Source organism: Actibacterium atlanticum, from assembly GCF_000671395.1.
Taxonomy (GTDB): Bacteria; Pseudomonadota; Alphaproteobacteria; order Rhodobacterales; family Rhodobacteraceae; genus Actibacterium_D; species Actibacterium_D atlanticum.
The window spans coordinates 95,387-114,145 of record NZ_AQQY01000008.1 but is presented as its reverse complement, the minus strand read 5'-3'; the positions used below and the strand labels follow the sequence as shown (position 1 = coordinate 114,145).

At 58.1% G+C, this 18,759-nt stretch carries 15 protein-coding genes; 7 read left to right on the top strand and 8 right to left on the bottom strand.

All coding sequences use genetic code 11. The annotated features are described in order from the left end of the window. Both ATO10_RS16480 and ATO10_RS12670 read left to right on the top strand, forming a co-directional pair. Window positions 1-482: hypothetical protein (locus tag ATO10_RS16480; RefSeq protein ID WP_035252097.1), on the top strand; the 482-nt coding region annotated here is incomplete at its 5' end. A 167-nt stretch (window positions 483-649) separates the two neighbouring features. Further along, on the top strand, window positions 650-1,231 hold the full coding sequence (locus tag ATO10_RS12670; protein ID WP_035252096.1) for a sulfotransferase domain-containing protein: 582 nt from the start codon (window positions 650-652) through the stop codon (window positions 1,229-1,231). A 3-nt stretch (window positions 1,232-1,234) separates the two neighbouring features. Here ATO10_RS12670 and ATO10_RS12665 read toward each other — a convergent pair whose 3' ends face one another. Further along, on the bottom strand, window positions 1,235-4,321 hold the full coding sequence (locus ATO10_RS12665) for an HlyD family secretion protein (protein WP_035252095.1): 3,087 nt from the start codon (window positions 4,319-4,321) through the stop codon (window positions 1,235-1,237). Between the two features lie 302 nt (window positions 4,322-4,623). Here ATO10_RS12665 and ATO10_RS12660 point away from each other — a divergent pair, with 302 nt between their 5' ends. The 4 genes from ATO10_RS12660 (at window position 4,624) to ATO10_RS12645 (ending at window position 8,008) form a co-directional block, all read left to right on the top strand. After that, entirely contained in the window at window positions 4,624-5,340 is a 717-nt protein-coding gene (locus tag ATO10_RS12660) for a lipase family protein (protein WP_035252092.1), read from the top strand. Between the two features lie 268 nt (window positions 5,341-5,608). Continuing rightward, window positions 5,609-6,526 (top strand): CE1 family esterase, encoded by a 918-nt coding sequence (locus tag ATO10_RS12655; protein ID WP_035252090.1) that lies wholly within the window; start codon window positions 5,609-5,611, stop codon window positions 6,524-6,526. Between the two features lie 36 nt (window positions 6,527-6,562). After that, the gene (locus tag ATO10_RS12650; RefSeq protein ID WP_035252088.1) at window positions 6,563-7,240 is read left to right on the top strand and encodes an SDR family NAD(P)-dependent oxidoreductase; all 678 of its coding nucleotides are present in this window, start codon (window positions 6,563-6,565) and stop codon (window positions 7,238-7,240) included. A gap of 24 nt (window positions 7,241-7,264) precedes the next feature. Continuing rightward, window positions 7,265-8,008 (top strand): SDR family oxidoreductase, encoded by a 744-nt coding sequence (locus tag ATO10_RS12645; RefSeq protein ID WP_051598140.1) that lies wholly within the window; start codon window positions 7,265-7,267, stop codon window positions 8,006-8,008. Here ATO10_RS12645 and ATO10_RS12640 read toward each other — a convergent pair. Both ATO10_RS12640 and ATO10_RS12635 read right to left on the bottom strand, forming a co-directional pair. Beyond that, window positions 8,005-8,895: a sulfotransferase family protein gene (locus ATO10_RS12640; protein ID WP_081806521.1), complete on the bottom strand. Its 891-nt coding sequence runs from the start codon at window positions 8,893-8,895 to the stop codon at window positions 8,005-8,007. The genes ATO10_RS12645 and ATO10_RS12640 overlap by 4 nt on opposite strands. A 2-nt stretch (window positions 8,896-8,897) precedes the next feature. Continuing rightward, entirely contained in the window at window positions 8,898-9,656 is a 759-nt protein-coding gene (locus tag ATO10_RS12635; RefSeq protein WP_035252085.1) for a hypothetical protein, read from the bottom strand. 230 nt (window positions 9,657-9,886) lie between these two features. Between ATO10_RS12635 and ATO10_RS16070 the strand changes: the two genes are divergently transcribed. Then, window positions 9,887-10,774 (top strand): CE1 family esterase, encoded by an 888-nt coding sequence (locus ATO10_RS16070; RefSeq protein ID WP_051598139.1) that lies wholly within the window; start codon window positions 9,887-9,889, stop codon window positions 10,772-10,774. On the opposite strand, the gene ATO10_RS16065 is transcribed toward ATO10_RS16070, so the two are convergent. The 5 genes from ATO10_RS16065 to ATO10_RS16055 all read right to left on the bottom strand — a co-directional run bounded on the left by ATO10_RS16065 (window position 10,771) and on the right by ATO10_RS16055 (window position 18,758). Next, window positions 10,771-12,609, bottom strand: a complete 1,839-nt coding sequence (locus ATO10_RS16065; RefSeq protein WP_051598138.1) for an NAD-dependent epimerase/dehydratase family protein — start codon at window positions 12,607-12,609, stop codon at window positions 10,771-10,773. The two genes, ATO10_RS16070 and ATO10_RS16065, sit on opposite strands and share 4 nt — an antisense overlap. A gap of 29 nt (window positions 12,610-12,638) precedes the next feature. After that, on the bottom strand, window positions 12,639-13,601 hold the full coding sequence (locus tag ATO10_RS12620; protein WP_035252084.1) for an NAD-dependent epimerase/dehydratase family protein: 963 nt from the start codon (window positions 13,599-13,601) through the stop codon (window positions 12,639-12,641). 63 nt (window positions 13,602-13,664) lie between these two features. Beyond that, entirely contained in the window at window positions 13,665-15,167 is a 1,503-nt protein-coding gene (locus ATO10_RS12615; RefSeq protein ID WP_035252082.1) for a tetratricopeptide repeat protein, read from the bottom strand. 42 nt (window positions 15,168-15,209) lie between these two features. Beyond that, window positions 15,210-17,798, bottom strand: coding sequence for an NAD-dependent epimerase/dehydratase family protein (locus tag ATO10_RS16060; RefSeq protein ID WP_081806519.1), 2,589 nt, complete (start codon window positions 17,796-17,798; stop codon window positions 15,210-15,212). 27 nt (window positions 17,799-17,825) lie between these two features. Next, a complete protein-coding gene (locus tag ATO10_RS16055; protein WP_051598137.1) occupies window positions 17,826-18,758 on the bottom strand; it encodes an alpha/beta fold hydrolase in 933 nt (310 codons plus the stop codon). Window position 18,759: the final 1 nt, after the last annotated feature.

Here is an 18,759-nt window from a genome sequence, read left to right as displayed (position 1 = left end):
CCAAAGCCGCCACCCTGACGTCCGGCAAATCCGCCTTGGCCCTGACCGCCGCCGAAGCCGCCGCCCTGACGTCCGGCAAAGCCACCCTGCCCCTGACCGCCGCCGAAGCCGCCGCCCTGACGTCCGGCAAAGCCACCCTGGCCCTGACCGCCGCCGAAGCCGCCGCCTTGTTGACCACCTTGTTGCTGTCTACGCATCGCGAGCATCTGGAGCAGGCGGCCACCACCGCCTTGGCCCTGGCCTCCTTGGCCGCCACCAAAGCCACCCTGGCCCTGACCGCCGCCAAATCCACCGCCCTGACGTCCGGCAAAACCGCCGCCTTGCGGGCCTTGGCCTCCGCCGAAGCGACCTTGACCGAATCCGCCTTGACCGCCACCAAATCGATTACCTTGCGGCGCAGCCTGTTCGGGCGCCTGCTGGTTCGAGGCGTTGTCAGACCCGTTCTGGTCCTTCTTATCCGCCATGTTAAAACTCCTTCTTGAAATTCACGCGCATAAATCGTTGCAACGCTTGACTACTTTAACATCCCACTAGCCCAAATACGCCGGATCATTCCTTGGACCCAAGAACACTTTGATCCTTGCAGACAATATCACTATTTTGCACCCACAGAATAGTTTCTCTACATGAAATTCCAAAAGGTTCAAAAATGAGCACCACCTCCCAATATGTAAGCGTTGTTTCCGGGCTGCCCCGGTCAGGAACATCCATGATGATGCGTATGCTGGAGGCCGGTGGCGTAGAACCGATCGTCGATCATGAGCGTGAGCCAAATGACGATAACCCTTTGGGATATTACGAGTTTGAACCGGTCAAGGCGTTGAAAGAAGACAGTTCCTGGGTTCCCGGCGCGCGTGGGAAGTCTGTCAAAGTGATCTACAAACTGGTTTATGACCTGCCTGCCAACGTCGATTATCGCGTGATCTTCATGCAGCGCGATTTGGTCGAAGTCCTGCGCAGTCAGGAAACCATGATGCGCCGGGACGGATTGGACCCTGATTCGATTGGGCGCGATTTGCTGCTGCAAATGTTTCAGGGCGAGGTCATGGAATTCCGCCGTTGGGCCGAGGCCCAGCGCAATATCCGCATTTTTTACGCAGATTACGCGCGTGTGGTTTCTGAACCCGAAGACATGGCAAAAGAAATCGCCAAGTTTCTGGATACTGACCTGAACGTTCGCGCCATGGCTGAAGTCGTCGATCCGAACCTGTACCGCAACCGAAGCGCGTAAGGATCAGGGGATCCAGCCCCAGACTTCGATCCGGAAGAACCGATCAAACAGGCGGGTGAAAGCCCGCCAAGTGGTCATTTCTCCGCCGTCGATCTTTGCAACACCTGTCATGCCGGGGCGATAAAAACCCTCGGCATTTTCGAACTGCGTGATGACGCGCACGATCTGGCCCAGTTCTTCTTCCTCGGCCAATGGCGCGATGGTTACAACAGTGCCGTCCCATTCACTCTCAACACTGGCCCAGGCTTTCAGGCGGGCAGTATCGCCAATTGCCACCAGCCCCACATCGGTTTCCGAAACACGCACTTCTGCACGGGCAAGAGTGTGATCTTCGATTTCTACAAACAGGTCACCAACATCCAGATAGCGGCCAAGGACAAGATCGGCATTCTCGGTAACAACGCGCCCGGTCACGGGCGCATAGATGGTCACGCCATCCAGCGCGGTTTGCGCCAGTTCCAGCTGGGCCTCGATCTGGGCGATCTCGGCTTTGGCAATGGCGATATCCGTTTCAAGCGCAGGGGCTTCGACCCGTGCAAGGTTTGCTTTTGCTGTCGTCAAATCCTGCTGCGCCACGACATACGCCAGACGGAACCGCTCGGCCTCGGCATCGGAAATAGTACCGCGCGCAAGCAGGGTTTCCGCGCGTTCGGCCTGTGATTGGGCGAAAGGCAGTGCGGCCTCAGCTGCCGCAACTTGTTCGCGTGCGACCTGAATTTCTTCGATCGGTGCACCGGCCAACAGCTTTTGCAGTTTGCCTTTGGCTTTCTCCAGCCCCGCTTTGGCCGAGGCGACCTGGAACTTGGGTTGATGATCCGAAATTCTTGCCAGAAGCTGGCCTTCTTCAACGATATCGCCTTCACGGATCAGGACTTCGGTCACATCCCCTGACACCCGCACGGTCACCGCAGTCCGAGAATCCGGCAAGATTGAGAAGTCCCCGGCGACCTCATATTCATACGGTAGAAACGCCAAATAAATGAGCCCACCCAATGCGGCCAGCATTGTCAGACGGGTGACCCAACGCCAACGCCGGCGCTTGGGCGAATTGTCGACGTAAACGCCCTGCAATGGGCGACCAACCGCACCACCTCGCGGGAAGCCAACTTCGCCTTTGGATCCCTGCATCAAAGCACCACCGCGTGCCCCTGCAAGAGCCATCGCCCGTCCACCGCCAGCACCACCTTCGGCCATCATGTCGGCAAGACCGCCGCCACCGCCGCCCATACCCATGCCGCCGCCCATTCCCATGCCAGCGCCCATGCCCATGCCAGCGCCACCGCCCATGCCGCCGCCCATCGCACCACCGCTGTCGTTCTGGGCGCGGCGCTCTGCGATTTTATCTGCCATTTGGGCTTTCATGGCGCTTTTGCGGGCTTTCATCTGACTGGCTTTCATCATGTTGAACCACAACACAGCCAGCCCCACCAAAGCCACAAACATCACCAGACCTGTGCCGCCAAAACGCCCTTCCAATGCGGTCGTCGCGTAAATGAAGATGAGCGTCAGGATAACTGCCGTAAACAAGGCAGACCCAATGGCGTAAAAGCCGAACGCCCATTTTTCACGTGGTGTGGGATCAGGCAGATGCTGAGCGATCTGCTTGGATGTTCCGAACACATAATAATACGCCCGTTGGCGTAGCAGAGGTTGATCGAAATAGGTCGAAATCCACTTATACCCATCGCCCTGCGCCAGCGGAAACGCGGCCAGCAAAAAGGTGATCCCTGATATCAGCTCTACAATCAAAGCAATGTCCGGGATCATCGAACCAGAGCGTCGCGTCGCAATCCAGATAATGGTTGCAATGGCAAACATGAACAGGCGCGACTTTATAGATGCGGCATAGACGGCCAGTTTGCTTTCCTTATCCAGGCTGTTCACCCCCGTCAGATCAACCGCGAAACGCGGGATCACGAACAAGAAGAACATCACACCGAAGTGCTTGACCTTGGCACCGCGATTCACCGCCACCGCAGCAGTCACCAGCCGCGAGAACAGGTTCACCGATAGGAAAGAGATCAGCAGAAAACTGATCCGCGTCATCGTGGCACGACTGCTGGCCAAGTCGACGCCGAATTCCACAAGCCTGTGAAACACGACCATCAAAGCGAAAATAGTCAGCGGGTATAGCACCCAGCCAATATGGCGCCACCAGCCAAACATGTCCCAAAGGACGTGCGACAAGCCCGTGGGGTTGAACCAAGACCACATGCCCGGCGCGCTGGTCTTGCCTTCGGCTCCGGCATGGCGCTCGAATTTGACCTTGCGGTTGGCAATTCGCGGATCCGCCAGCTGTGGTTCCGGTTTTTTTGTTTCTGTCGCCTGTTCAGTGTCTTGCTCGGGGGCGTCCTTACGGGTCCGGTTGGCAAACAATGGCGTCTTGGCAGGCTGTTCTGCGCCTTTGGAGTCGGTCTCCTGAGACTCTGCCTGATCCTGCGGCGGCGTCTTGGCCTTCTTGCCGGCTTTCTTGGAAGCTTTCGGAGCCTTTGAAGCCTTGGGGGCGTCCGGCTTTGACGTGTTCGGGTCTTTATCTACGGGTGCCGCGGCGCTGGCATCCTGCGATGGGGGCACGCGATTTAAGGGCTTCTTGGCCTTGTTAGGCTTGTCCGAACCAAAGACCATGTCTTCAAGGGCACGCATATCCGCCGCCTCACCCTGACCTGGTTGAAACGGGTTATAATCGTCTTCCAGATCTGGCTCGTCATCGGTGTCGGAAACCGATTTTGCGGGCGTGGCGTCGATCACCTCGGCCACGTCTTCTTCGACGCTTTCACCCTGTACCAGAATTCCAGCGCCGCTCATCTGGCGGGCGAAAGACTCGACAACCTCGGGGCGCACAGACTTGCCAAGGTCTCGCGCCATGTCCTGAGCAATCGTTTCAAAGGTATCGCCGCTGTTTAACGCATTGACCAAAAACAGCTCTTCGCGCCCCAAACGCCAAAGTCGGCCACTTTGATTGTGCTTTACAAAGGCGGCATCTTTGCCACCTTCACCTGGCTCTCGAACGGTGACCGTCACCTTGGGATTGATGCGGAACGTCTTGCGTTTAACGCCTTTGGTCTTCTTTGCGGCGTTATGCGCGGGCATTTTTACCTACCTGAGTGTCCGTCTTTGCAAGCCTCATGGCGCATAAGGTCTCATAAATCAACAAAAGGTTCAATTCAGCGCTTCGCAGCCAGCCCAACATATGCTCAGCCAAAAGGCATCTATCGACGCTTGTGGCACAGGAACAATCACGAAAGTCCTATAAGGCAGGTCGGCGCCGGAAAAGTTGCCGAAAAAGTGATATTTTGTTAAGTTGACGTCGGATGAGGGATGAAACGGCGTACGCAAAGGGATCATTTACCCAGCTGCGACCATTACGCCATGACTATTTGAAAGTGAAAACTATGTTGAATCAGATTGCTGATGGCGCTGCGGTTGTAGAGGGATCGAAAGATCACCTGATCGTGTTCTTTAGTTCCCGAGGCGCTTACCGAAAAGGTGTGTTCGACTCGACCGACTTCAGCAAAGACATGCCCAACCTGCGCCTCTATTTACGCGACGAAGGTCAGGATTTGTTTTACCTGAACGGCATTCCGGGCCTTACGGATAATACCGAAGAAAACGCCGAATTCCTGAAGTACTTCATTGAGCGCTATCAAGCAGAACGCGTGACTTTTGTCGGCATGTCCCTCGGAGCCTTTGGCGCGTTGACCCTCGGCCATATGGTTGGGGTGGATGACATTCACTTGGTTTCCTCGGTGAACTATCTGAATGTAAACATCGGAAAAAACCCTGAAAACGGAGCGCTTTGGGAAGGCGTATTCGACAACGTCAACACCCTTTGCGAAGAGCGCGGGTTTGATAAGAAGCTGCTCGATTCCCGGACATTCATCGATGAAAACCCCGGTAAGGTTAAGCTTGTCCGCGCGCATGTCGTGGCCACAGAACCGGTGGATATGAACCATGCGGATCATATTCGCGGGTATAGTCACGTTCAAACCCACGTGCATCCGCGCGGTCGCCACGGCACTTTGGCGGCACTGATGCTGCGCAGTGGCCAGCTGATGCATGACCTGACAGCGCCACTCGAGGTGCTGATGGAATCCGAGGCCGCCGCATAAGCGCTCAGGCGCCCGCGAAATCGGCAAATACTCCTTCCGTTATAGATGAGCCGCAGGGATGATATTGAATATCATCCCTGTTTTACTCAGAGTTTGCATGTACACAGGCTTCTGTGCGCAGATATCCGCAAAGACCCGGCGAACGGGCATATATCTGTGGTGGGGCCGATGTGCACGTAGTAGAACGAACACGAAATACATACAGGCGGACGGGCTGCTTGAAGACCACACGATGTGCCTTCCGCAAAACCGATCAGGATCAATTGATATGAAATGTTTGACCCGACTTAATCTCGTGAAAGTGTTGCGCGCCGCATCGCTTGGCGTGGCGGCAATGCTGACCCTAGGCATGAGCGCGGCCCAGTTGGACGCGAAAGTCATGGAGCGTAAAATCTCTGTTGGCGGCACCAAGCGCAGCTATGTTCTGTACCTGCCAGACAACCTGTCAGCGCGGAGCAGCTGGCCCGTAATCATCGCCTATCACCCCGCTTTGGGCACAGGTCAGGGCATGGCCGACATCACTAAGCTGCATCAAACCGCCGGCGACAAGTTCATCGTTGCCTACCCTGACGGCTTCCGCCGCACGTTTAACGCGGGCGATTGCTGTGGTGTGGCTGAAAAGCGCAACATCGACGACGTTGGCTTCTTCAAGGCCATGATGGCGGACATTGGCTCGATGGCGCCGGTTCAGTCCAAGGCCTATCTGACCGGCTATTCCAACGGTGCTCGCATGGTCTATCATCTGGTCTGCAACGTCCCCGAAATGGTAGCAGCAGCCGCGCCCTTCGCCGCGACCCGCAACATGGACAACTGCAAAAGCAGCCGTGTGCCCGTTCTGCACATTCATGGCGACGCAGACGAGGGGTCTCCGGTTGATGGGGGCTATGCGCAATCAGGCTTGATGAAAAACTCTCTGGGTTACATGGAACCTGCGCAATCCGTCGTTTCACGCATCGCATCGCGCAATGGCTGTGCTTCGGGTGGCGCAACGATTTCGGAAAGCGGTCTGGGGAATTCCATCTGTAAACGCTATTCGACCTGTTCTGGCGGCGAGACGATCCTATGCGTCGTACCGGGACTGGGCCATGTCTGGCCGGGAGCTCCGGCAGGCAGCAAACGTTTTGGTCCGGCTCGTCCTGATCTGAATGGGTCGCGCGCTGTGGTCAATTTCTTCCTGCGGCACTAGGCTGCGCGCAACGGAATTGATTCACAGGGAATACCCATGCCCACAGTACTTATCGTTGGGGCCAGCCGCGGCATTGGTTGCGAGCTGGCCCGACAGTATCTTTTAGAAGACTGGAAAGTGCACATCACCACGCGTGATGCAAAGACCCCCGACCGCCTGAAAGAGGCGGGCGGGGATTTGACTGTTCACAAGCTGGATGTGCGCAACGCCGATCAGATCGCCGGGCTGGCCAAGTGGTTCAGTGGCAAGCCGATTGACGTTCTGATCATCGCTGCGGGGATTTTTGACCGCGTTGGCGGTGTTTTCAGCGATGGTCCCATGGTGCCCACCGATGAGGTCTTTGCCGTCAACACTGAAGCCCCCATCAACATTGCTGAAGCGCTGTTCCCCAATATGATTGCCGCCGACCTTGGCCGCATGGTGTTCATCTCGTCGGCCGAAGGCATTCGCGCCACAGGGCGTGAACAAGGCCCCTATGGTCAATCCAAGGCTGCCCTGAACGACGAAATCCAACGCTTTGCCGCCGATTGGTATCATAACGGGGTCATCGGCATCGCCATGCATCCCGGCTGGGTTGCCACCGATATGGGCGGGCCGCGCGGGCCTGTTACGCCGCAACAAAGCGCCAATGGCATTCGCGAGGTCGTGGCCGGGCTGCAACCTGATCATTGCGGCACGTTCCTGGATTTTCGCGGCAACTTTCTGCCCTGGTAAACCCGCCCCAACCGGAGACCTCACATGAGCCATGTTTTCCTACTGTTCGGCGCAAGCCGTGGTATCGGCGCCGCCACGGCGCAATCGCTGGCGCGTCGTGGGGCACAGGTCTGCGTGACCGCGCGCGACGAAGACCGGGTCAAAGATGTCTGCGCCCGCGCGGGTGGCAACGTCTGGGGCACCGGTTGTGATATTTCGGATGACGCCAGCGTGGCGGCCGCGGTGCAAACCACATTGGACAAGTTCGGACGGATCGACACGGTGATCAATTTCGCGGCCTTCACCGGGCCACTGGATGGCGCCAGCTGGCAGCTAAAGCAACAAGATTGGGACCGTGCCGTCGCCATCAACATGACTGGCCCCGCAAATATCATCCGCCATTGCACCCCGGTGATGCAAAAACAGGGCAACGGGGCGTTGCTGTTTGCCTCGTCGCCCTTCGGAGACGCCACCACCCCCGGCATGGGCGCCTATGGCGCCAGCCGTGCTGGCAGCCACGCCCTTGTCCGGCAATTGGCCGCCGAGCTTCAGGGCACGGCCCTTGGCGCCGCGCTCATCTATCCGGGGATGACGGAAACCGATGGCCTGTCTGATTTCCGCAAATCGCGTGGCGGGGCGATGCAGAACGCGCAGGTGGCCTCGGCCGAAACCATGGCCAACCTTTTCGTTTGGGCCGCGATGCAATCCCCCTGGGACATCAACGGCGCCACTCTGGCCTGGAGCGATCAGGCGATCCGCACTGAAGCCATGGCACTGGGGCAGGCCTAAGCGGCCTGATACCCCAACTGCACTGCCAGCTCGACAACCTCTTGCGGCACGCCCGCCGGGTTTAGTGTCATAAGGTCATCACGGTCATCGCGCGTTCGCAATTGCGGTGCCGTCAGGAAGTCGGGATTGTTGCCCCCCCGTGCGCCCATTGGGCCCCATCCCGCAAAGATCGACTCTTCGGGGTGCATCATGGCTTCTAGGTGCGCCTCTTCAGCAGGCAAGTCCAACCAATCCAGAACCTGTTTCATCGCCTCTTTCGGGCGCGTAACGACGTCTTCGCCGTAGATCTTGATGTGCTGTTCGGGGCGCAGCCCCTCCATCAGGCGGTCAATCCCGGTATAAGCCGCATGCCACAGGTCCAGCGGGGCCGGTTGATGCGTCAGCCCAACTTCCGAGGCCGCGAACATACGCATGATCTCTTCGCCGTAGATGCCCCATTTTTCCATCGAACGCACCCAGGACACCGGATTGCGGGTCAGGTGAATGAACCGGGCATCCGGATAGTTGGTCAGAATGCGCTGCAGGAAAGCGGGCTTTTGCATATAGATCGGAGACTGATCGATCAGCGCAGCGGGTGCTGCAGCTTCACGCAGGGCATCCATCAACTGCTGCACGCTCCAGGAAGCGCGAGATTGTAGCCAATCCAGTGCCTGCTGCACGGTCTGCGGTGTCTGCGCCCCGAAAAACAGCTGTGCCACGGTACGGATAAGACCGTCGCAGAAAATATTTGCGCTGGGCTGATCGGCCCATTGCTGAATGGTATCCCCGACAAAGATGTTCAGTTCGGGCGTGGTCATCAAGTTGGGGTGCTGTCCCAACATGCCGCTGAAAACCGAGGTATAGCTCTTGGGCAGAGCGACGACGAAAATAGGCTGAGGCAAGGACATCTTTACAGCAACTTTACGCTGGCATAGCCCAGCTCGATTGGATCAGTTTTGCGAGCACGGCGCAGTTCTTTGGGCTTGTCGACATGATCTGCGTTAATGCGATCCGACATGACCGGATCACGCCGCTGTACAAACATCGGCACCCGGAAATGATCGCCGCGGTGATAAACCGTTGAGCGCACATGTGGCAGGTCTTCGACATTGCCAGCCTGATCAATATCCATCTGATCATCCAGCCCATAGTACAGATCCACACAATCGACTTTGTCGGTGTTGGCCTGCATGAATTCACGCAAGTTCACGTACTCATATCCTTCGTCGACCATCTGTTGAGCCACTTTCGCGGACTCGGCAAAGGCGGGATGGTAGGCGCGCTCTTGCTCGATACCCAGCATAAGGTCGGTGACAGGGCCAATCAGGTGAATGTCATCAACGCCAAGCTTGTGGCCCCACAGCACAGTAGCGTGGCTGCCAAGTGAGCCGGAAATAAAACTCACGCGCTTGGGCCCGATTTTGTCCAACAAGTACTTCAGGAACTCGACACTTTCTTCCTCGTTTTCGGTCACACCTTGAATGCCCTTGGTATAGTGGCAGTTGGCATGATCACGCAGGAACAGTTTGGTTTGGCTCAGCGTGTTGGCAAAGGGCTGGAAATGAAAGTTTTGGTTCCCGGGCTGGCCCCACCCTGACACGAAGGCGACCAAATGATCGGGATCCCCATATTCCAGTTTGGCGCCCCAACCGATATCTTCTGTGGTCATCTTTCCCTCCAGTATGGTCGACACACGCAGCACGTCTTGTTGCAAGTCACGTAAGCAACCCAATTACTGCAATACACACGGCCATGGCATTTCAACGCAAATCCACTGTTAAAATCCACCGCCTAAATCGTGGGCAAGGTCACAGATAAGGTATCCAGCCGCAAGCATTTTCTGCCCGCTGCCTTGCATGTTACTCTAAGGATAGAACCGCAGTTCACAGGGGCCACACAATGAAAAACCGTCTTATGGCGCTGGTCGGCCCAATCTTGCTTGCCTTTCTCGCCGCCCAAGCTGCGGCAGGCACACGGGTTGTGCGCTCTGTTGAACATGACGGGTTGACCCGGCGCTATATCGCGCATGTCCCGGAACAGGCCAGCGACCCGCTCTCGGTGATCTTCGCGCTGCATCCCGGCTATGGGACGGGCCGTGGATTTGAACGCCAATTGGCGCTGCACGAGGACCCTGCTGCAAAGGACTATGTGATCGTCTACCCCACCGGAATCCAGCGTTCTTGGAACTCAGGGTATTGCTGCGGCAAGGCGTTTGCCAACCAAGTGGATGATGTGGGGTTCATCATGGCCATTCTGGCGCAGATCGGTCAGGATCTTCCGCTATCGCAAGACCGACACTTTGCCACGGGGTTCTCTAATGGCGCCATGCTGGCGCAACGGCTGGCCTGCGAGAAGAACACCGTATTTGCCGGGTTCGTTGCCATGGGGGGTAACCGGGACTATCGCGATGGCTGCGATGTGGCGCGCCCGGTGTCAGGCCTGTTTCTGCATGGCCTTCTGGACGCCTATTCCCCGATCGAGGGCGGACAGGGCAAACTGAAACGCCCGGGAGTTCGCCCCTCGCTCTACTCAAATGTGGATTTCTGGGTGGCCCAGAACCATTGCCAAGCGAGCAGCAGCACGACGCGTTTGGGCGCCGTGCCGTGCACCCGCCATTCAAGTTGCGATCAGGACAGCATCGTCGAGCTATGCTTGATCAAAGACCTGGGGCACTGGATGCCGGGTCAGACCGCAACGTCTGACCGTCAACGAGATGCGCTTGGCCCTGACCGCCCGGACTTGGACGCCCGCTCAGAGATATTCCGCTTTTTCGCGACTTTGCCTTAGGCGTCCACAAGCCCTGCAAACTCGGCACATTTGTCCCACAACAGCCAAGCCTGTTTACTGTCTTGCGCCGTTTCCGATGCCTGCCCTTTATCGCCCTTATCCATATAGAGCCCGTTTTCACCATTATATTCAGGTGAAACCGCAAGGTTCACGACATAGGCTGCGGCCTCTTCGGGCGAGATCATCTGCATGCGCTGGCGATCACGTTGGGTGTTGAGCCGCTGCTTGGCCTGCGGGCCGAGGTTCTTATCCTCGTCAGATTCCATACCGTTTTTCAGTGCGATGTCGGTACGCACTTCACCGGGATGAATGGCATGGGCCGCAATGCCTGTGTCTTTCAACTGTTCCGCCAGACAGCGGGTAATCATCAACCCACACAGCTTGGCGCGGCTGTAGACCTCCATCGGTTCATAGCCGTCCGTGCTTTGCAGGTCTTCCAACATCAGCTCGGCTTCTTGGTGCGCTTCGGAAGACAGAGTCACCACACGGGCGTGGTCTGCGGCCTGCAAAGGTGCCGCCAGTTCCTGCGTCAACAAGAAGGGCGCCATGACATTCAAGGCAAAGGTTGCCTCAAGGCCGTCGGGCGTTTCGGTTCGGCTGCCGTAGGCAGCGCCAGCATTGTGAATAAGATAGTCTATCGCATCATGCTGCTTGGCGATCTTTGTAGCCAAGGCACGCACTTCTTTCTGCGAGGTCAAATCCGCGGCCATAAACTTGCCGTTGGTATAGACCTTTCGACCCTTCATTTCATCCAGAAGGGCGGCGCCGGCCTCTTTGTTGCGACCCACGGCGACAACCTTGGCACCAAGGCGCGAGAACATCAGCGCGGTGGCGCGGCCAATTCCGTCGGTGGCACCCGTCACAACCGCCAGCTTGCCCTTCAACGGCTTTTCGCGGCGCTCCACCGCCATCTTGGCATAAGAGGTTTTATACGTGATTTCAGGCAGTTCGCCTTCAGCACGCTGCCTATGCACGATCTCTTGCGCAATTTCGGCAAGGCTGACCCACACGCGCTTGATCGCGTGTTTGGGGAGCAACGTCAAAGCGCGGTCGGTCGAAATCAGCGGGCTGGCAAACTCATATTCTGGGCGCACACGCACCTCAGAGTTTTCAGTGTCCCGCATGACACCCAACAAACGTCGCGCTTCGGCGCTGGCATCAGCTGTGAGAATGGCAATTGGGCCCGCGACATTGATCGCATGCCCTGCCGCTGACGGCGCTCGCCCTGCGGAAACCATCAAATCCGCCAGATCATCCGCGTCGATGGGTTGAACGCGATCACCGTAGTGAAGCTGTGCGTCATCTTTCAGCAAACCCTTAAAGAAGGTCTCAGCCAATGGCTTGTGATCAGCTGACAAAACCAGCGGCGCGCGCAAAACGATGCGCTCGATCTGTCCGGGCAACCCACGCACATAGCTTTCAAGCTCCAGCGCGGTTTTCCCCTTGGGGCTGGCTTGTGCCGGATCAATCTGCGCATCGCTTTCCAACAGCGTTCGCCCACCCAGCTTGGCCAGATCATAAACTTCGATACTGCTCAGCACGACAACGCGCTTTACGCCGACTTTGGCGGCAGCCTCCAACAAGGCTTTGATCTGCTTAAGTTCTGACGCAGGCAGGTCATCCACCAGATTGGGAACAAACAGCTGATCGATACCTTGCAAGGCATCTGCCAATTTGCCCGCCGCCTTGGGCCAGGCCATCAGCTGCGCCTCTCCGGGGTCGGCCTTGGCATGTTTGCCCGGCGCAAAGCCCACGACATCGTGTTTGAACGCCAGCAGGCGCTCAATCATCCGATTTCCAATCAACCCGCTGGCATCGCACACAAGTGCCCGCATGAGCCTTCTTCCTTTTGTCCTGCCGACGATCAGTCGTTCAGCATATATTCCGGCATATTGATCGCCGCAGACGAGTAGAACTCCAAACGTCCCAACACTTCGGCGATACATTGCTTCACACCAACCTGAGGTGCCCAGCCCAATGACTTCAACTTGCGCGAGTCGAACTTGCGCAGCCCCATGTTATTGCGCGAGGCGATTTCGGCATGGGGGTTGTCGCTGCGGCCAACATTCATGATGTCCCACATCAGGGCCTGCACATCATAGATCGTGATCGGCTCATCCCCGGCGACCAGAAAACACTGGTTTTTGGCTTTCTCATGAGTGCCTGCGATGACGGCGGCACGGCCAATGTCCGAGCCATGCGACCATTGCATCATGTCCCACATCCGGCGCTGCATTTCCAGATTGTCCGGATTACGCAGGATGTTGATCACCATCTGGTCGATGAAGGGCGTTTTACGCCCCGCGACCACGGTCGGGCGCAGAATGGCATATTCGATTTCGCCGCGTTCGGCCGCTTCAAAGATCAGATCTTCGGCGGCGATCAGGCTTTCGCCCACGGCAGACTGCTGTGGGTTCCCGTGTGCTTCGCGCGGGGCATCATCAGTAAGAGGCCACATCGCAGGCGAGCGATGCGGCGTATAGACGTTGTTGGAACTGGCAAAGACCAGACGCTTGACCCGGTTCGCACAAACCTCAAGCAAGTTGCGCGTGCCCTCGATGTTTACTTCGTTCATCGTTTCAGGCTTACGCCCCGGCGGAGGGCTGATCACAGCGGCGTGGAACACCACATCGACACCATCAACGGCCTCTTCCAACGCGATTTTATCGGACAACTGCCCCGGCACCATTTCGATCCGGTCGCGGAAATTGACCCGATGCATCGAGTCAGGCAGCGAGAACACACGGACATCAAATCCGGTGGTCATCAGGATTTCCAGAATGTACTGCCCGACAGCACCGCTGGGTCCGGTTACAAGAACTTTCACATGTCCCTCCGCGAAAACCCGGCCCACAGGGTGCAGGCCGGGGAATTACCAAATTTCCAGCGTTTAGTTTTGCTGGTTGCGACGGCGCTGCATCATTGCGCGCAGGAAACCACCACCGGCATTGCCGCCGGCGTTATCCCCGCCCTGACCGAAGTTGTTGCCACCCTGCTGGAAGTTGCCTCCCTGCATGTTGCCACCCATACCGCCTTGGAAGCCTTCGCCGCCGTTTTGCTCACGTGCCTGCTGGACGCGCTCACGGATGCGTTCGCGCATCTGACCTCGGCCGCCAGCACCGCCACGCTCTTCGCGACGTTCGCGCAGACGCTTCACCATGTCGCCACGATCACGGTTGCCAGCCTCTTCGCGACGGTTCTCCATGCGGGAGGTAAACTCGTCTTTGTAGAGTTTGACCAGCGCATCGCCTTTCAGCCCGTCCTTGGCATCGGCCTTGGCCGCGTCAATTTTCTTCAGCGACTCTTCGCCTTCGGGCGATTTAAGCAGTGCAGCCCGGTAGGATTGCTCAGCAGCTTCGGCTTTGCCTTCTACGGCATAGGCGTCACCGTACATGCGCTGCACGATCATCGAGGCCCGGCCATTGCGCGGCACCTTCGCCAGAATCTCGCGGGCTTCGGTCAGCTTTTTCTGCGGAATCAGAGCCTGAACCAAAGCCAGTTGCGCGGTGGTGTTGGGGCGCGGCGGACGGTTGCCACGTGCCTGCTCAATCCGTTCACGTATCTGACCACCTTGGCCCCCCTGACGCTGCTGCATGCGCTGCGCCATCGGGCCACCTTCACGGCGACGCGGGGTGCGCTTTGCGTTGACCGCACGACGCAGAACTTTTTCGGCCCCGGCATAGTCCTTCGCCGCCAGCTTTGTACGGCCAATAGCCATCATCAAGCGGGCATCGTCAGGAGAAGCAGCCAGCGCCTTTTCCAGCGCTTTCATGGCTTCATCGGGCTTGCCCATACGGTTGTTCAGGCTGGCCAGCATCATGGCACTGCGTTGATCTTCGGGTTTGACTGTCAGCGCATGCTCCAGCTGCGTTTTGGCCTCGGCTTCGTTGCCCATGTTCACATAGACCATAGCCAATTGCTGGCGCACACGCTCGGACTGGGGATCAACTTCCAAGGCCTTCTTGAGGACCTCGACGGCCTCTTCAGGCTTCTTGTTGCGCTGATGCAGGCGGGCCAGACCGGTCATCGCCTGAAGCGACGTCGGATTGGCAGACAGCGCCTTGTGATAATTGGCTTCGGCGTATTCGGGGTTGTCGCCCTGAACGCCAATCGATGCGGCCAGCAATGCAGCTGTCCCATTCGACGGGTCCACCTCCATGGCGCGTTCAAAATACTCGGCCGCCTCTTCCAGTCGGCGCTCGCGCTGCAATGACATCCCATAGGCCATGATGGCGCGGGTGTTGTTGGGATCCTGATCAATCAGGTTCTGCAGTTCAGCGCGGGCTTCATCTGTCCGCCCTTCGCTCATCAAGCTGCGAACATAGTTCATGGCCTGCGACTGGTCGCCACTGACCTGTTCCACATTCGGCATCCATTCATCTGTGTTTGCCATGTTTTCTCTCCATCATCTTCTGTGTGCCTGAAGGCACGAAAATCAATTTGCTGCCTTTTGCATTACCTCGTCCTGATGCGCAGGGTCGGGCGCGCCAGGGGTCTTGGTCGGCACTTCGTCGTTTTGCGCCGCAAATTCCGGCTGCATAAGTTGCCCCGCCCCGCCAAATGTCGGAGTGGAGTCGGCGGAAGCGACTGGCAAGTCGCCATCTGCCTGCGCGGCTTCGATGATCTGCCTAAGCCCTTCCGAGAACGGAATGGACGGGCGGAACCCGAGCTTCGTCTTGCCTTTGTTTATATCATATTGCTGGACATAGCGGCGCCAAACCCGGGTTCGGTCTGGGTCCAGGTCTTCTTTGGTCGCCTTGCCAACAGCAATCCGGGTCATCCGGCCAATGTCGCCATAGGTGATGACGTCCGGCCCGGCGACATTGAATGTCTCGTCTTTGGCTTCTTCCTGGAACATGGCCCGCAGGATCACTTCGACCGCATCGTCGATATGCACGAACTGGCGCATCTGATCGCCGCCCTGTGATTTGCCAAAGTCAACGTCCGTGGCTTGTTCCCGCACCATTGAATCGACCAGCGGATCCCCGATGCCATAGACCAGCGCAAAGCGCAGGATCGCATGTTCATAGCCGTGTTTGCGGCCATAGAAACGGGCCAAATTCTCGCCGGCGACCTTAGTCATGCCATAGTCGGCCAAATCCTGGCCACCATCCACACGCAAGGGGTGCGATTCATGGATCGGCCATTCTTTGTCGTTGAACTGGTTCTGATAGGCCGCGACCGAGCTGGAGAAGACAAAGCGTTTCAGCACATCCGACCGGTTACAGGCGCGCAGCAGTTGGTGGGTGCCCTCAACATTGGTTTCGCGCAGCGGCTCCACCGCGCATGAGCCACCCAGCCGAGCCGCCATATGCAGCACGATCTCAGCCCCATCCACCAACTGATCCAGAATATCGGAATCTTCCAGATAGCCTTCGATCACCTCGTGGTTGGGGTGTTCGGGGATGTCTTTGGCGGTGCCCGGCAATGTCAGCGACCGTATCGTATAGCCAGCATCCAAAAGGTGTGGCACCAGATGCCGTCCGATGTACCCCGTGGCCCCTGTGGTGGCGATGTCGACCTTCACCCCCTCTTTCCGCTTGGCCGGTGCCTTGGGCAGGGTGTAGGTGCGGTGGCTGGGGTCACCCAGAAAAATCTCGGTACCGCCATCCGGGTTTTCAACATATTCCCACCGCGAGGCGAACTTGGCGGGCGACTTGCCGCCAAACACGTTTGCAGTGCCCACAGCCAGACCTTTCGGGGTGCTGACCATGGTGCGACCACCATAGTTATAGGGGTTGTTCATGCCGTTGATCGTCACCGGCATCCAGTTCACACCATCTTTGGTGCGCCACATCTCAAACCCGCCGCCGACATCCGCCATCTGTTCAAAACTGTTGGCATCCACCAGTTTCTTGGCGGTCGGGGACGGACGGTGTGCGTATTGCAGGAACACCGACCAGTCAAACGTGGTCACATAGAGCCAGCCGTCGTGCACGCACATGCGCCATGTGTAGCCCGAGAAGATGTTGTCAAAGCCCGGCCCAATGCCCGAAAGCGGGTATTTCATCCCGTCCGGCGTGTCGCGCGGCAGGCCCACCAGCAGGTCCCAGCTGTCATCGGGATGAATGCGGATGATCTCACCCGCGGCAGGACCAACCAGATTGGTCCGGTCATAGCCGCCGTTCTGGATTGAACTGCCCACGTATAGCGCGCCATTGAATTCAACCATGCCCATGGCGATTTCAGAAAGCGGGCCACGATACGCGCCTTTGTCGATCACCTTGCGCCATTGCAGCGGGCCGTCGCCACAGGGCGGGGTGGTCCAGATCTGGTAGCCTTCGTAATTGTTGAACGTCCCGGCATAGAGCTGGTCATTGGCGGTGGTCATCATGAACACGCCATTGTTGGTCGGATCGCCAAAACCCAGATCCATCGCCACTTCCCAGTTGCCCGGTTTCGGGTCGTTGGAGCGTTTGATCACCCCCGTCCGATTTGAATTGAACTGGATGCCTTCACCCGCCGGGGGGGCATAGAGGTAGCCGTCAAACTCAACCAGTTCGCGGAAGGTCGAGATATTGTCGTTGCCGATGCCGGGCTCGCAGGCCGGTTCAAAGTTGATCCCGTCCTCGGAGCGCAGAACATGCGCCGCACAGCCGCGCAGAACGGTCGACATGGTCGACACATAGAGGTTGGGTTTTTCGTCAGATTTGCCCTGAAACACTTTTGCGCCACGATAGCCAAGGTCGCGCGGAGCGGGCTTGCCGTGTTTGCCGTCGATCAACGGTGAACGATAGGCCAGTTCCCAACTGTCGGTTTCCGGGGTCCAACGCCAAATCTGACCTTGCATATCAAGGTCTTCCACGCTGGGCGGCACATCCACAGGCCACGGATCCAGCGCGGGCGGGTCGATCGGCGGAAAGAGTTTTAGCAGCTTGAACGAGTTTCGGGTCATCCCGCAGTACAGCCGGCCTTCAAACCATTCCATGCCGTGCACATAGGCGTTCGACGGGTCCCCGATACCGTTCTTGGCGAGCTGCCGAAATTGTCCGGCGTTCAACCCAGTCCCCGATTTAAAAGTCACGTCCGCTCTCCGCCTTCTCTTTACGGGTCATCGCCGGGCCTGAGCCGCGCGATCCCGCCACGTTTCTTTGCCCCGGGTCAAGCCGGGTGCTTTTCCGCTTTCGCCCATGGCGCGTAGCAACGCGTCAGGCCGCAACAGCGGAAAGTAATGCCCCATTCCGTCAAGCTCTACCGGTCTGGCATCCGGCAACGCTTTAAGCAACCCGTCGCGGCTTTTTAGATAGCGCGAGCGGGTGCCATAAATCAGGTCGACCGGACCGCGCACGGCCTTCAGGTCATCCATGCTCAGCCCTGCAGGATCGCGGAACTCGGCGTTGGCCGGTGTACGTTCCATCAACTCGCGCCAACGACGCATGGCGCGGGTGGGGCGCTGACGCCCGCCACCGGCTTGCATCCCGGCAAAAGCCCCTGCCCCGCCCGAGGCGCTCGCTGCCGCAGCGCCGCCTTCGTCTTCGGCGTCCAGAAGCTCTTCAAAAAATGCCTGTGCCACACGGGGCATTTCGCCTTCGACTTCAATGCCGCGCTTGGCCAACCGCCCCTTGAGTTTTTGCCAGGCATCCTGATCGTTAAGCGGAGGCATGGCTTGCAACGACGGCACCCATGCATCAGCCAATGTCAGTTTGCTTACCCGGTCTGGGGCGGTGGTCGCCACGGCCAAAGCCACGGCACCCCCAAAGCTATGGGCCACAAGATGCGCGTCCTTGATCCCCAGATGGGTCATCAGTTCGGTCACGTCTTCGGCCAGATCAACCGCGCGATACCCTTCCCCCGTCATCGCCGAGAACCCGTGGCCGCGCAGATCAAGCGCGGTCACGCGATGCGTTTCCGCCAGTTTCGGGGCAACCCGAAACCACCAGAAGGCGATGTTGCAAAACAGGCCGTGAATCAGCACCACATCTGGGCCTTGGCCCGTCTGCTGGTAGTGGATCACATGACCCGGGCGGAGGGTTGCGCGCGGCATA